The organism is Altererythrobacter sp. B11, assembly GCF_003569745.1.
Classification (GTDB): Bacteria; Pseudomonadota; Alphaproteobacteria; order Sphingomonadales; family Sphingomonadaceae; genus Croceibacterium_C.
Genome location: NZ_AP018498.1, coordinates 1591120 through 1605884, shown reverse-complemented (window position 1 = coordinate 1605884; position 14765 = coordinate 1591120). Strand labels below are relative to the sequence as shown.

Annotated in this window: 14 protein-coding genes; 13 read left to right on the top strand and 1 reads right to left on the bottom strand. The window is 67.7% G+C overall.

Going from position 1 to position 14765, the window contains the following annotated elements:
• Positions 1 to 18 precede the first annotated feature (18 nt).
• Complete coding sequence (radC, locus tag AEB_RS07700; protein WP_119082659.1) at positions 19 to 729, top strand: RadC family protein; 711 nt, start codon at positions 19 to 21, stop codon at positions 727 to 729.
• Positions 730 to 735: 6 nt separating this feature from the next.
• Here radC and AEB_RS07695 read toward each other — a convergent pair whose 3' ends face one another.
• A complete protein-coding gene (locus AEB_RS07695; protein WP_119082658.1) occupies positions 736 to 3510 on the bottom strand; it encodes a DUF3857 domain-containing protein in 2775 nt (924 codons plus the stop codon).
• 149 nt (positions 3511 to 3659) lie between these two features.
• Here AEB_RS07695 and AEB_RS07690 point away from each other — a divergent pair, with 149 nt between their 5' ends.
• The 12 genes from AEB_RS07690 (at position 3660) to AEB_RS07635 (ending at position 14756) form a co-directional block, all read left to right on the top strand.
• Positions 3660 to 4070: a DUF2946 family protein gene (locus AEB_RS07690; RefSeq protein WP_119082657.1), complete on the top strand. Its 411-nt coding sequence runs from the start codon at positions 3660 to 3662 to the stop codon at positions 4068 to 4070.
• A gap of 135 nt (positions 4071 to 4205) precedes the next feature.
• Positions 4206 to 6353 (top strand): TonB-dependent receptor, encoded by a 2148-nt coding sequence (locus AEB_RS07685; protein WP_119084531.1) that lies wholly within the window; start codon positions 4206 to 4208, stop codon positions 6351 to 6353.
• 123 nt (positions 6354 to 6476) lie between these two features.
• A complete protein-coding gene (gene purB / locus AEB_RS07680) occupies positions 6477 to 7787 on the top strand; it encodes an adenylosuccinate lyase (protein ID WP_119082656.1) in 1311 nt (436 codons plus the stop codon).
• A gap of 81 nt (positions 7788 to 7868) precedes the next feature.
• A complete protein-coding gene (locus AEB_RS07675) occupies positions 7869 to 8207 on the top strand; it encodes a lipopolysaccharide assembly protein LapA domain-containing protein (protein ID WP_119082655.1) in 339 nt (112 codons plus the stop codon).
• The gene (gene pyrF / locus AEB_RS07670) at positions 8204 to 8878 is read left to right on the top strand and encodes an orotidine-5'-phosphate decarboxylase (protein ID WP_119082654.1); all 675 of its coding nucleotides are present in this window, start codon (positions 8204 to 8206) and stop codon (positions 8876 to 8878) included. Before AEB_RS07675 ends, pyrF begins: the two co-directional genes overlap by 4 nt.
• Before the next feature lie 14 nt (positions 8879 to 8892).
• Positions 8893 to 9384 carry a hypothetical protein gene (locus AEB_RS07665; protein WP_119082653.1) on the top strand — a complete coding sequence of 164 codons (492 nt, stop codon included), beginning with the start codon at positions 8893 to 8895 and terminating at the stop codon, positions 9382 to 9384.
• Positions 9385 to 9423: 39 nt separating this feature from the next.
• Positions 9424 to 10071 (top strand): phosphoribosylanthranilate isomerase, encoded by a 648-nt coding sequence (locus AEB_RS07660; protein ID WP_119082652.1) that lies wholly within the window; start codon positions 9424 to 9426, stop codon positions 10069 to 10071.
• A 7-nt stretch (positions 10072 to 10078) separates the two neighbouring features.
• Positions 10079 to 11296 (top strand): tryptophan synthase subunit beta, encoded by a 1218-nt coding sequence (gene trpB / locus AEB_RS07655; RefSeq protein ID WP_119082651.1) that lies wholly within the window; start codon positions 10079 to 10081, stop codon positions 11294 to 11296.
• 51 nt (positions 11297 to 11347) lie between these two features.
• Positions 11348 to 11782 (top strand): endonuclease domain-containing protein, encoded by a 435-nt coding sequence (locus tag AEB_RS07650; protein ID WP_119082650.1) that lies wholly within the window; start codon positions 11348 to 11350, stop codon positions 11780 to 11782.
• On the top strand, positions 11779 to 12570 hold the full coding sequence (trpA, locus tag AEB_RS07645; RefSeq protein ID WP_119082649.1) for a tryptophan synthase subunit alpha: 792 nt from the start codon (positions 11779 to 11781) through the stop codon (positions 12568 to 12570). Before AEB_RS07650 ends, trpA begins: the two co-directional genes overlap by 4 nt.
• Positions 12567 to 13415, top strand: a complete 849-nt coding sequence (gene accD, locus AEB_RS07640) for an acetyl-CoA carboxylase, carboxyltransferase subunit beta (protein ID WP_119082648.1) — start codon at positions 12567 to 12569, stop codon at positions 13413 to 13415. Before trpA ends, accD begins: the two co-directional genes overlap by 4 nt.
• A gap of 42 nt (positions 13416 to 13457) precedes the next feature.
• Complete coding sequence (locus AEB_RS07635; RefSeq protein WP_119082647.1) at positions 13458 to 14756, top strand: bifunctional folylpolyglutamate synthase/dihydrofolate synthase; 1299 nt, start codon at positions 13458 to 13460, stop codon at positions 14754 to 14756.
• Positions 14757 to 14765 lie beyond the last annotated feature (9 nt).

The following is a 14765-nucleotide window of genomic DNA, read 5'->3' as shown; positions in this document are numbered from 1 at the left end:
CGACCGGAGGGGGTGCTCTTGGCAGGCGATAGTCCAGAACAGGCAGTGCCGGAGGGCGCCCATGACGGCGCCGGCCATCGCGCGCGGCTGCGCCAGCGGCTGCTGGAAGGCGGGGCGGAAGCACTGGCCGATTACGAGGTGCTGGAATTCCTGCTGTTCGGCGCCAGCGCGCGCGGCGACACCAAGCCGCTGGCGAAGGCGCTGCTGCAACGGTTCGGGTCTTTATCGGCCGTGCTGAATGCCGAACCGGGCGCGCTGCGGCAGGTAAAGGGCATGGGCGAGGCGGGCATTGGCGCGGTAAAGATCGCCGCGCTCGCCGCCCGCCGGATGGCGCGCAGCGAAGTGCGCGAGAAGCCCGTGCTCGCCAGCTGGCATGCGCTGCTGGATTATCTCGCGATCGACATGGCGCATCTGACGGTGGAGCGGGTGCGGGTGCTCTATCTCGACACGCGCAATCGCCTGATCCTCGATCACCACGTCGGCGATGGCTCGATCGACGAGGCGGCAATCCACCCGCGCGAAGTGATCCGGCGCGGGCTGGACATCGGCGCCAGCGCCCTCATCCTGGTACACAACCACCCCAGCGGCAATCCGGAGCCGAGCCGGGCCGACATTCAGGTGACGCAGCGCATTGCAGAGGCCGGGCGCCTGCTGGGCATCACCGTCCACGATCATGTGATCGTGGGGCGGGAAGGTCATGTGTCGCTGCGCGCGAAGGGCCTGATCTGACCGCCGTCAGTCGTCGACCGTGATACCGAATCGGGCGTAGCTGCGCTCCAGCGACGGATTGCGCGTCAGCGCCGCGCGAATATCCGCCTGCCCGCCGGCATCGCCCATCGCGCGCCGCACCACGCCCCGCATGAACAGGCTGGGCGTGAGATCGGGGCTGGCGGACAGCGCCGCGTCCAGATCCTTCAGCGCGTCCTCATAGCGGCCGAGGCGGAAATACCCCATCGCGCGGCTATCCAGCACCGGGGGCGACCAGTCGGCCTTCTCCACCGCTTCGGTGCACACCTGCGCCAGATCTTCGGGCATGACGTTCCAGCTCGCCTGATACCAGCACCGGGCGTTCAGCATTTCCGGATCGCCCGGCCGTTCGTCCAGCATCTGCTGGATGCGCTGCAGCCCTTCCTCCTTGCGGCCGGCGAGCGCCTCCAGATCGCTGATCGCCATGGCAAGGCCGCGCCGCTCCCCGGCATCGCCGGTCTGCTCTTCCAGCAATTGCAGCGCCTCGTCCGTGCGGCCGAGATAGGGCAGCACGTTCGCCCGCGCGAAGGCAGCCTCGAGCGAGGGATAGAGCTCCCACGCCGCCTCCGCATCTTCCAGCGCCGCCTCCAGCTGGCCGTCGTCCATCCGCATCCGCGAGCGCTGCAGATAGGCGGCGGCGCTGGGCTCCAGCGCGATCGCGGCATCCATATCGGCAAGCGCACCCTTGCGGTCGAGCGTCCCGGCACGGAAGCTGGCGCGCGCGAACAGCTGGCTGGCATCCTTCGGATCATCTTCGATCAGCTTGGTATAGGCCGCCTCGATCGGCGCGAAGCGCTTGCGGTTTCCGGCCTCGTCGTAGCGCCGCCGGGCCTCGCGCGGGGCCTGCAATTTCATGTCGGCCGCGGTGAAACGGGCGGCCCGCGCGCGTTCCGCCTTCGCCGTCTGCGCATCCAGTTCGCCGCCGGGATAGGCGGCGCTGTCCTCTATCGTCAGCTTGCTGCCATCCAGCCGCGCCACGCGGTGGAGGCGCACTGCGGCGATTTCCTCGTCGATCGTGCTGCCGCCTTCGATCGCAAAGGGCTGCTTCTCCTCCGGCAGCAGCACGGTGACCCTGGTGAGTGCGGCCCACGGACCTGCAACGACGACGGGAATGTCGCGCCACGCGCCGCGCGAGCGATCGGGCGCAAATTCGAAGCCGGCCGTGGGCAGCGAGAAGTCCCGGCTCGCCCTGCCCCGTTCCCATTCCCACGGCGAGTTCATCAGCCCGGTGACATGCACGGTGGCCGAATTGGCCGCCTGATCGAAGCTGGCCGAACTGGTGAGCACCGCACTCTCGCCCAGCTGTTCCTGTGCGAAGCTATCCAGGTATTCGTCCATCTGCTCCTTCGAAGCCTGGCCGATGATCCCGCGAATCGCGCCCGCCGCCGGACCCGTGAGAGTGAAGCGCGCATCGTACAGCAGCGGCACGTCGATGCCGGCGCGGTTGTCGAAGGTGACCTCGCTCAACAGGTCATACGCCTTGGGCGCGCGCGCCTCCATCTTCACGAGCGCCGCACCCTCGGGCCGCAGCGGCAGGGCGAAATGGAATGGCGGCACCGTGTCCACAGTCGCCATGCTGGCGCCGCTGTTGGTGCCGTCGAGCCAATATTCCTTCCCCTCGATCACCGCCCGCACGATCACATGGTCGAAATCGGCCGGCATCGGCGCCAGCTCGGGCAGAGAATCGCCCGTTTCGGAGGCAACCGTGGCGGCCTCCGCCTCGATCCCCAACTCACGCAGCATGGCGAGCAGCATCATGGTCTTGGCCTTGCAATCGCCATAGCGCCGCTCCCACGTTTCCGTGGGGCTCTGGGGAATGTAGTTCCCGCCATTCATGCCATTGGCGAGGTAGGAGACCTCGTCCTGTACCAGCCGCAGCGCAGCCACGGCGCGTTCAAGCTCGCCCTGATGGTTCTTCGCGATCAGCGCCACCTGCTGCGCCAGCGGGCTGCCCGGCTCCACGCCGCTGGTGGCGTAATGCGGCGCCATCACCTGGCTCACTTCGTCCCAGCTGGCGAAAGTGCCCGCCTGCAGCAGGGCCGGCATGCGATAGCGCAGCGGCGAGTCGGCGGGCATCTCCTCCGGCTTCGGCAGCGGCAGCTCGACCGAAATGACCTTGCGGCCGTCCTCCACCGTCTCTTCGGGGAGGGTAGTGCCGTCGGTGATGCGCCAGGCGACATCGGCATCCTTCGGCCATGCCATGCGCAGGCGCGCCTGCTTCGCCTGGAAGGGCGCGGCGGGCAGCAACGCCACCGTCTGCACTTCCTTGTCCAGCGCCTGATCGGAACTGGTGGTGGTGTAGCTCAGCCGCAGCACATCGCCCACGCGCATGCCGGGCACGGCCAGCGTGGCGGTGAGCGATCCGTCGATCGTCCGCTGTTCCAGCTGCGTCTCGCGCCGCAGCACGTCGAACCGGGCGCCCTGCGCCAGCACGTCGATTTCCTTGCCGTCGCGGATCAGCGCGATGCGGTGGATGATGAGATCGCCCTTGTCTGGCAGCCACGCCGCCTGCACCGTGCCCAGCGCCTGCAGCATCTGCGGATTGTCCACCCGCACGGCCCGGTCGATGAAGGAGCTGAGACGCCCCTCCTCGATCAACCGCTGATCGTCAAACAGCAGGATCGGCGGGCCGGTGAGGTCGGCGGGCAGCGCGGCGGGCACGACCCAGTCTGGCGCCGGGGCATAGATCGGCTCATCCCCCGCGAGCGCGGCCGCGCTCCATGCCAGCATGCTTCCGGCCAACAACCCTGCAAAACGCCTCATTCAGCCCCCCTTCCGCCACCAATTGCCCCGGCGGATCAGGCGATAACACCATGCCCGGCAAGGGAAAGCAATCCGCCGCAATCACTCCGCTGGCCTGCCACCGAGCGGGCCGGTGACAAGCCGCGGCGGCACAGCTATGGGGCGCCGCGATGCACGCCCTGCGCCTCTATGCTCTCCGGCATCGCCGGATGGCCGCCCTGCTGGTGGCGCTGGCGCTGTGCGTGAAGCTGCTGGTGCCGATGGGCTACATGGTTGCGCCCTCGGCCACGGGCTCGTCGCTCACGCTGGCGATCTGCAACGGCCAGGGCGGCGGCGCGGTGGCCATTGCCCTGCCGCAGCAGCGCGAGTCCGCTCCGCAGCACGATGACCATCGGCAGGCGAGCGACCATTGCGCCTTCTCGGCGCTCGGCATGAGCGGCCTTGCCGGTACCGATCCGATCCAGCTCTCGCTCGCCCTCGCCTTCCTGCTGGCGCTGGGCTTCGCGCCGATCCGCGTGCCGGCGCCCCGCCGGCGGCGCTATGCGACGCCGCCGCTGCGCGGCCCTCCCGCCGCCGCCTGACCGGGCAGGAGGCCAGCCGGCCTCATCCTCTTCCAGTGCCCGCATCGCGGGCGAGGCGGAGCCCTGCCCGATGCAGCCCGCGCGCCCACGGCGCGCATCAGCATGTCCGGCCCACGGGGCCAGCAGGATTTCATCATGACCAAAGCCACTTTCTCTTTCCGTGCCGTTCTCGCCGCCAGTTGCTGCGCTGCGCCCTTCGCGGCGATGGCGCAGGATGCGGGCACCCCTGAGCTGCGCGGCGGCGGCGGCGATGCCGCGGCGGACGTCACCGCCCCGCTTCCCGCGCTCCGTGTGACCCGCCCCGATCTTGCCGAACGCCAGGCCGGCAGCAGCGACACTGCGGATATTCTGGCCGATCTGCCCGGCGTCAGCGCCGCAACCGGCGGCGGCTTCTCCTCCATGCCCGCGATCCGCGGCCTCTCCGAACAGCGGATCACCGTGCTGGTGGACGGGCAGCAGATCGACATCGCCTGCCCCAACGACATGAATTCGCCGCTGTCCTACACCGATCCGCAGACGATCGCCTCGATCACCGTGCTGACGGGCGTGGCGCCGGTGAGCCGGGCCGGTGACAATATCGGCGGCGTAATCGCGGTGGATTCCGCGCCCCCGGTGTTCGCCACCGGCAGCGATCTGCTGATCACCGGCAATGCCTCCGCCTTCTACCGCTCCAACGGCGATGGCTTCGGCGGCGGGCTCAGCTTCACCGTGGCCGGCAAACGCCTCAGCGCCACTTACACCGGCTCCTACACCCAGTCCGACCAGTATGAGGGCGGCGGCAACAAGGGACTCGTCCGCTCCACCGAATACGCCAAGACCGATCACGCACTGGCGCTGGCCTATCGGCTGGATTCCGGCCTGCTGAAGCTCAAGACCGGCTTCCAGTATTCGCCCTATGAAGGCTTCCCCAACCAGTCGATGGACATGGTGGACAACAAGTCCTGGTTTGTGAACGGCGCCTATGAAGGCAGCTATGCCTGGGGCGATGTCGATCTGGCGGCTGCCTATCGCGACACCGATCACGTGATGAACTTCCTGGAAGACAAGCTTCCGGGCGCCATGCCGATGAACACGGAGGTGCACAGCTTCGACGGATCGGCCAAGCTCACCCTCGCCCTCTCCACGCGCGACAAGCTGCGGCTGGGCGGCGAATACCATCATCAATGGCTGGACGATTACTGGCCGCCCGTGGCCGGCGACATGATGATGATGGGGCCGAATACCTATGTGAACATCAACGGCGGAACGCGCGACCGCATCGGCGCCTATGCCGAGTGGGAGGCGCAATGGGATAGCCGGCTGACCACCACCGCCGGCATCCGCTTCGACCGTGTGCGCATGGATACGGGCGACGTGCAGCCTTATGGCACCAGCATGATGCAGATGGCGGATGTCATGGCCGCCACGGCCTTCAACGCCGCCGAACGCCGCCGCACGGACGAGAACTGGAGCGGCTCGCTGATCGCCACCTATGCTCTGACGGCCGATGCCTCGCTGGAATTCGGCTATGCGCACAAGGCCCGCTCCCCCAATCTCTATGAACGCTACAGCTGGGGGCGCGGCGCCATGGCGAGCCGGATGATCGGCTGGTATGGCGACGGCAACGGCTATGTCGGCAATCTGGACCTCAAGCCGGAACGCGCCGACACGGTGAGCGCGGCCCTCTCGCTCGGCGGCTTCGAACAGGGCTGGCAGCTGCGGCTGGCGCCCTATTACACGCATGTCAGCGACTATATCGACGCCCGCTTCGTGCAGACTCTGCCTGACATGATGGGCATGCCGAGCGACTTCGTGCAGCTGCAATTCGCCAATCAGGAGGCGGAGTTCTACGGCGTTGACCTGTCCGGCTCGGTCGCGCTGGCGCGCGACGGGATCTATGGCGATGCCACCAGCCTCACTGCCTCGCTGTCGTGGCTGGAAGGCGGCAACCTGACCGACCATGCGCCGGTCTATCGACAGATGCCGCTGAACGCGAAGCTGGGCCTCACCCATCGCGCGGGACCCGTGGAGCTGGGGGCGGAGCTGGAATGGGTGGCGGAAAAGACCCGGGTGGACGCCACCCGCAACGAACCGCGCACGGAAGCCTATGCTCTGGTGAACCTGAGCGCGGCCTACACTCTGGCCGGCGTGCGGCTGAGCGTGGAGGCGGAAAACCTGTTCGACAAGGGCTATGACCTGCCGCTGGGCGGCGTGTCCCTGGGCGATTACGGCGTCACCGGCGTGCTGCGGCCGGTGCCCGGCCGGGGCCGCTCGATCAATATGGGGCTCAGCACCAGCTTCTGACCCTTCGGCGCGCGGGCCGGGTGCACATGGCGCCGCCCGGCCCCGGCCTTCGGCCATTGCAGGATCGCCCTGCAGGGCTTAGCGACGCCGGCGAACGCCAGACTGCAGATATTCGGAGTTACGATGGTCCCTCGCTATGCCCGCCCAGCCATGACCGCGATCTGGGAGCCGGAAAGCAAATACAGCATCTGGTTCGAGATCGAGGCGCATGCGACGCAGAAGCTCGCCGAACTGGGCGTGGTGCCGGAAAGCGGCCCCAAGGCGCTGTGGGACTGGTGGAAGACCAACCCCGGTATCGACGTGGCGGCGATCGACGCCAAGGAAGCGGTGCTGAAGCACGATGTGATCGCCTTCCTCGACTGGGTGGCCGAACAGGTCGGCCCCGAAGCCCGCTTCATGCACCAGGGCATGACCAGCAGCGACGTGCTGGACACCACGCTGGCGGTGCAGCTCGCCCGCGCGAGCGACCTCCTGCTGGAGGATCTCGACGGCCTGCTCGATGCGCTGAAGCGCCGCGCGATGGAGCATAAATACACGCCCACCATCGGCCGCAGCCACGGCATCCATGCCGAGCCGACGACCTTCGGGGTCAAGCTGGCGCAGGCCCATGCGGAATTCGCCCGCTGCCGCAAGCGGCTCGTCGCCGCGCGGGAAGAGATTGCCACCTGCGCCATTTCCGGCGCCGTGGGCACCTTCGCGAATATCGCGCCGGAAGTTGAAGAATATGTGGCGGAGAAGATGGGGCTGGTGCCCGAAACCGTCTCCACCCAGGTCATACCGCGCGATCGGCACGCGATGTACTTTTCCGTGCTGGCGGTGATCGCCAGCTCGATCGAGCGGCTGGCGGTGGAAGTCCGCCACCTGCAGCGCACCGAAGTGCTGGAGGCGGAGGAATATTTCTCCCCCGGGCAAAAGGGCTCCAGCGCCATGCCGCACAAGCGCAATCCGGTGCTGACCGAAAACCTCACCGGGCAGGCGCGCATGATCCGGTCCTACGCCATACCGGCGCTGGAGAACGTGGCACTGTGGCACGAGCGGGACATCTCGCACTCCTCCGTCGAACGCTTCATCGGGCCGGACGCCACGATCACGCTGGACTTCGCCCTCGCCCGCCTGACCAGTGTGGTGGACAAGCTGCTGGTCTATCCGGAGCGGATGCAGGCCAATCTCGATCGCATGGGCGGGCTTGTCCATTCGCAGCGGGTGCTGCTGGCGCTCACCCAGGCGGGCATCACGCGCGACAACGCCTACCGCCTGGTGCAGCGCAACGCGATGAAGGTGTGGGAATCCGACGGCAAGCTGTCGCTGCTGGAACTGCTCAAGGCCGATCCCGAAGTCACCGCTGCACTGTCGGAAGAGGAGCTGGAGGAGAAGTTCGACCTCGGCTACCACTTCAAGCAAGTGGACACGATCTTCGACCGCGTGTTCGGCTGACGGCGCGCACTTCCCTTCCCCGCGCGATCGCCCTAGCATCCGCGGAAATTGCAAAGCACCAGGCCAGAGGAGCAAGGGCCCATGCAAATCGTCCGCACGATCGTCTGGGTAGTGCTGCTTATCGCGCTGCTGATGTTTTCCGCCTTCAACTGGAACCCGGTGGAGGTGAAGATCTGGGAAGGTCTGGTGCTGGAAACCAAGATTCCGGCGCTGGTGCTGGTGTCCTTCCTCATCGGCCTGGTGCCGATGTGGCTCTACCACCGCGGGATGAAGTGGCAGCTGCGGCGGCGGATCAGCTCGCTGGAGAATGCCGCGCGCACCGCAGCGGCCACGCCGGTGGTTGAACCCACCGCGCCGGAAAGCGATGTGGCACCGGTAACGGCCACGCCCGAAGCGCCGGAAGGCGAGCTGCGGCCGTGAGCAATCCCGTCTATCTCGCACTCGATCTCCCCCGGCTCGACGATGCCTGCGCGCTGGCGGAAAAGGTGCAGGCCCATGTCGGCGGACTGAAGCTGGGGCTGGAATTCTTCTGCGCCCACGGCGCGGCGGGCGTGCATGAAGTGGCGCGGATCGGCCTGCCGATCTTCCTCGACCTGAAGTTCCACGACATTCCCAACACCGTCGCCGGGGCGATGCAGGCGGTCCACGCGCTGGAACCGGCCATTGTTACCGTCCACGCCAGCGGCGGGCGCGCGATGATGGAAGATGCCAAGGCCGCCGCGGCCAGCGGCACGAAGGTGGTCGCCGTCACCATGCTGACCAGCCTCGACGAGCGGGATCTGGCGCGCACGGGCGTTTCGGGCAGCCCGCACGACCATGTCCTGCGGCTGGCGGAGCTGGCGCAGGCCGCGGGGCTGGACGGCATCGTCTGTTCCGGCAGCGAGGTGGGCGAGGTGCATCGGCAGTGGAAGGACGGCTTCTTCGTCGTCCCCGGCCTGCGCCCCGCGGGCGGCGCCGCGGGCGACCAGAAGCGCGTCGTCACGCCGCGACAGGCGCGCGACGATGGAGCCAGCGTGCTGGTGATCGGCCGCCCGATCAGCCGTGCCAGCGACCCCGTGGCCGCCGCGCGCGAGATCGAGGCAACGCTGTGAGGCAGGCGCTAATCATGGGTGTCGCGCTGCTCGCCGCCGGCTGCGCAGCGCAGACCGCGGGCCTGCCGCGCGGCGCGCATCTCGTCGCCGCACAGGCCGCGCCGGAGATCTTCCACCAGTGCTCGCGCGAAGCGCCGGAGTTCACCGGCGGCTCCTTCGTGCCCGAGGCGGCCGATATTGCCCGGCTTGAATCCGCGCTGGCCCCGCTCCTCTCCGCCCATGCGGAGACGCCCGGTATCGCACCCGCGCTGCGCTTTGCCGGCGATCCCGCCTCCTACGCGCGGCAATATGCCGGCTACACCGTGGACGGGCGGCGGATGATCTACGGCAATTTCGTGCCCGGCTCCCTGCCCGAAGGGATGGACATGGCGCGGCAGGCAGCGGTGGTCTGCGATGGCGGCGCCGGCTTCTTCGGCGTCGAATATGATGTTGCCCGGCAGGCGATCACCCGCGTCGCCTTCAACGGCAGCCTGAATCCCCCGCGCGTGGCGCCGATCACGCCCTGAGCCTTCCCAAGCGGCGCTTGCGCGCCTACCTGCGGCGGCATGGCGAATATTGCGATCAAGATTTGCGGCCTGTCCACGCCGGAAACGGTCGATGCGGCGGTGGCCGCGGGGGCGACGCACATCGGCTTCGTGCATTTCGAACCGAGCCCGCGCCATCTCCCGCTCGATCGCGCGGCGGAGCTGAGCCGCCGTCTGCCTGGCCATGTCCGCTCGGTGCTGCTGCTGGTGAACATGGATGTGCGCGCGCGGGCGCAGGCCATCGCGGCAGTGCAGCCTGATGTGGTGCAGTTCCACGGCAGCGAGACGCCCGAATATTTGGCCGAGGTCCGCCAGCAGGCGGGGCCCGACAGCGGGCTGGAAATCTGGAAGGCCGTGGGCGTGAGGGACAGCGCCTCGCTGGAGGATGCGCTGCGCTATCGCGGGGTGGCGGACCGGCTGCTGTATGATGCGGCGGCGGGCAAGCTGCCGGGCGGCAACGGGCTGGCGATCGACTGGTCGCTGGTGGGCCGCCATCGGCACCAGATGCCGTGGATCCTCGCCGGCGGGCTGGCGGCGGACAATATCGCCCGCGCCATCCGCGAAACGGGGGCCGACATGGTTGACGCCTCCTCCGGCGTGGAAAGCGCGCCCGGCGTCAAGGACGTGGACAGGATCAGGGCCTTCTGCCAATCGGCCCGAAATTGCTGAGATCGATATGACCGAGCAGAAACCCAATTCCTTCATGAACCAGCCCGACGAACGCGGCCATTTCGGCCAGTTCGGTGGCCGCTATGTGGCCGAAACGCTGATGCCGCTGATCCTGGACCTGGAGCGCGAATATCGCGCCGCCAAGGCCGATCCGGCATTCAAGGCGCAGTTCGACGATCTGCTGGAACATTACGTCGGCCGCCCCAGCCCGCTCTATTTTGCGGAGCGGCTGACGGAGCATTTCGGCGGCGCGGAAATCTGGTTCAAGCGCGAAGAGCTGAACCACACCGGCGCGCACAAGATCAACAATTGCATCGGCCAGATCCTGCTGGCCATGCGCATGGGCAAGACGCGGATCATCGCCGAAACCGGCGCCGGGCAGCACGGCGTGGCCACCGCCACCGTCTGCGCGCGCTTCGGCATCCCTTGCGTGATCTACATGGGCGCCACCGATGTGCAGCGGCAGAAGCCCAATGTGTTCCGCATGAAGCTGCTCGGCGCCCAGGTGGTGCCGGTGGAATCGGGCGCGAAGACACTGAAGGACGCGATGAACGAGGCGCTGCGCGACTGGGTCGCCAATGTGCACGACACCTTCTACATCATTGGCACCGCCGCCGGGCCGCACCCCTATCCTGAGCTGGTGCGCGATTTCCAGAGCGTGATCGGCAAGGAAGCGCGCGCCCAGATGCTCGCCCGCACGGGCGGCCTGCCCGATCTGCTCGTCGCCTCGGTGGGCGGCGGATCGAACGCGATCGGCCTGTTCCATCCCTTCCTCGACGATCCTCAAGTGGAAATGATCGGCACCGAGGCCGCCGGCTTCGGGCTCGACAGCGGCAAGCACGCCGCCAGCCTAACCGGCGGCGCGCCGGGCATCCTGCACGGCAACAAGACCTATCTGCTGCAGGACGAGGACGGCCAGATCACCGAAGCACATTCAATCAGCGCCGGGCTCGACTATCCGGGCATCGGCCCCGAGCACAGCTGGCTGCACGAAAGCGGCCGGGTGAAATATCTCCCCGTCACCGATGACGAGGCGCTGGAGGCGTTCCAGCTGTGCTGCAAGCTGGAAGGCATCATCCCCGCGCTGGAAAGCGCGCACGCCCTCGCCGTGCTGCCCAAGGTGGCGAAGGAATACGGCCAGGGCCGCCGCATCCTCGTCAACGTCTCCGGCCGCGGCGACAAGGACATCTTCACCGTGGCGGAGCATCTGGGGGCGGAACTTTGACCGCGCGCCAAGCGCCCTCTCCCCTTCAGGGGAGAGGGTTGGGAGAGGGGCATGCGTAACGCCGAACTTACGCGCCGCGCCCGCGCCATGCGCCGGGAGATGAGCGAACCGGAAACGCGGCTGTGGCTGCAGTTGCGGGCAGAACGCTTCGGCGGCGTGAAGTTCCGCAGGCAGAAGGTGATCGGCCAGTACATCGCGGATTTCGCCGCCAACGCCCCAAAGCTGGTGGTCGAACTGGACGGCGACAGCCACTCCGGGCAGGAGGGCTATGACGCCGCGCGCAGCCTTGATCTGGAACAGCATGGCTATCGCGTAATCCGCTTCACCAACAGGGATGTGATGACGAATATGGAAGGGGTGCTGGTGCGATTGGCAGAGGAGATCGAGCAATTGCGCGAAACGCCCCCTCTCCCAACCCTCTCCCCTGAAGGGGAGAGGGCTACTGAGCAGCATCTTTCCGCGCGCTTCGAAAGCTCCGCCGCATGACCCGCCTCGCCTCCGCCTTCGCCAAGGGGCACCCGGCCCTCGTCACCTTCATCACCGCAGGGGATGGCGACACCGCCGCCAATCTCGATGCGCTGGTGGAAGGCGGGGCCGATGTGATCGAACTGGGCATGCCCTTCACCGATCCTATGGCCGATGGCCCGGCGATCCAGGCGGCCAATCTGCGTAGTCTGGGCGCCGGCACCACCACGCGCGACGTGCTGATGATCGCCAATGAGTTCCGCGAACGGCACCCTGACGTGCCGCTGGTGCTGATGGGCTATGCCAATCCCATGGTCCGCCGCGGGCCGGAGTGGTTCGCGGGCGAATGCAAGGGCTGCGGCGTGGACGGCGTGATCTGCGTCGATCTGGCGCCGGAGGAAGACCCGGATCTCGGCCCCGCCCTGCGCGAGGCCGGCGTCAACTTCATCCGCCTTGCCACCCCCACCACCGACGCCGCGCGCCTGCCGGCGGTGCTCGAAGGTTCGGGCGGGTTCCTTTATTACGTCTCGGTCGCCGGCATTACCGGCCAGCAGCAGGCCGCGCTCGATTCGATCGAGCAGGCCGTGGCCCGGCTCAAGGCCGCCACCGATCTGCCCGTCGCCGTGGGATTCGGTGTGAGAACTCCGGAACAAGCCGCTGCAATCGCCAGAGTTTCCGATGGCGTGGTGGTGGGCTCCGCCCTTGTCGAGCTGGTCGCCCAGCACGGCGAACGCGCCCCTGAAAAACTGCGCGAACTCACCGCCGCGCTTGCCAAGGCGGTGCATTCCGCGCGAGAGGGCGCGCTATGAGTTGGCTTACCCGCGTCAGAAATTCGCTTCCCTTCGTCGCCAAGCGCGAGACCCCGGACAATCTCTGGGTCAAATGCCCGCGCTGCCACGAAATGCTGTTCACCAAGGAGTATGAGGCAAACCTATCGGTCTGCACCCGCTGCGATTACCACGGCCGCATCGGCGCCGATGCGCGGCTGGCGCAGCTGCTGGACGAAGGTTTCGAGCTGCTGCCCGCGCCCGAGGTGACGGAAGATCCGCTGAAGTTCCGTGATACCAAGCGTTATACCGACCGGCTGAAGCAGGCCCGCGCCAACAACCCGCATCGCGATGCCTTCACCGCCGCCCTCGGCCGGATCGAAGGGCAGAAAGCCGTGGTGGGCGTGCAGGATTTCACCTTCATGGGCGGATCGATGGGCATGGCCGTGGGCACCGCCTTCTGCAACGCGGCCGAAACCGCGCTGGAGGAGAATTGCGGCTTCGTGGCGGTCACGGCGGCCGGCGGCGCGCGCATGCAGGAAGGCATCCTTTCGCTGATGCAGATGCCGCGCGCCACGGTGATGACGCGGCGGCTCAAGGAAGCGGGCCTGCCCTATATCGTCTTGCTGACGGACCCGACCACGGGCGGCGTCACCGCCAGCTATGCCATGCTGGGCGATGTCCAGCTGGCGGAGCCGGGTGCCCTGATCGGCTTTGCCGGCCAGCGCGTGATCCAGGAAACGATCCGCGAGCAATTGCCCGAAGGCTTCCAGCGCGCGGAATATCTCCACAAGCACGGCATGGTGGACCGGGTGGTCCATCGCAAGGAACTGAAGCACGAACTGGCGCGCCTGCTGTCCTATATGGCGCCGGCCGAAGCCGCCTGATTCGCGCCCGCAGGCCACTCCCTCCAGCTCCGGCACCCGCAGATGAAAGACTTCGCCGCTTCCGACGATCCGGTGGTTCAGGCCCAGCTCGACCGCCTGGCGCGCTTGTCGCTGCCGCAGGGGCGGCTGGGGCTGGAGGTGGTCCACGAATTGCTGCGCCTGCTGGGCGATCCGCAGAAGCAGCTGCCGCCCGTGTTCCATGTCGCCGGCACCAATGGCAAAGGCTCCACCTGCGCCTATCTGCGCGCGATGCTGGAGGCAGATGGCAAGGTGGTCCACACCGCCACCAAGCCGCATCTGGTGCGCTATAACGAACGCATCCGCATTGCGGGGCAGCTGATCTCGGACGCGGAACTGGCTGCGCTGCTGCAGGAAGTGCTGGACGTGGGCGAAAGCCTGGGGCCGAGCTTCTTCGAAGTCACCACCGTCGCCACTTTCCTCGCCTTCGCGCGGCACCCGGCCGATGCCTGCGTGATCGAGGTGGGCCTTGGCGGGCGGCTGGATGCCACCAATGTGATGGAACGGCCCGCCGCCTGCGGCATCGCCACGCTGGGCATCGACCACGAAAGCTTCCTGCTGGTGCCCGAAGAGGGCGCGCCCACCGAACCGCTGGTGCGCATCGCCTTTGAAAAGGCCGGCATCGCCCGCGCCGGATCGCCCATGGTGACGCAATCCTATCCCGATGACATGGCGGCGGAGATCATGCGCATCGCCGCCGCGGCGGGCGCGCCGCTGTTCATGCGCGGGCGCGACTGGTCAGCGGATGTGGAGGAAGCGATCCACTATCGCGATGCGCGGGGCAGCCTCACCCTGCCCCTGCCCGCCCTGCCCGGCCGCCATCAGGGGGACAATGCGGCGCTCGCCGTCGCCATGCTGCGCCACCAGCAGGACGTAACTGTCAGCGAAGCGGCCATGGCCGAAGGCATCCGCGCTGCGCGCTGGCCCGCGCGCATGCAATTGCTTGGCGAAGGCCCGCTCACCGCTCTGGCGCCGGGGCATGAAGTGTGGCTGGATGGCGGGCACAATGCCGATGCGGGCCTCGCGCTCGGCCGCCACTTCGCTGATGCGCCGGGGCTGCATCTGGTGATCGGCATGCTCGCCAATCGCTATCCCGATGCGATCCTCGATCCGCTGCAGGGCAAGCTGCGCAGCATCACCGCCGTGCCGATCGAAGGCAGCGATGCGCATGGGGCGGAAAGCTATGCCGACAAGGCCCGCTGGGCGCCCGACATCCGCACCGCACTGAGCGAGCTGCCCGATGACGGGCTGCCGGTGCTGATCGCCGGCTCGCTCTATCTGGCCGGCAAGGTGCTGCTGGCGAATGGGGAAGTGCCGGACTGATCCCCGCGG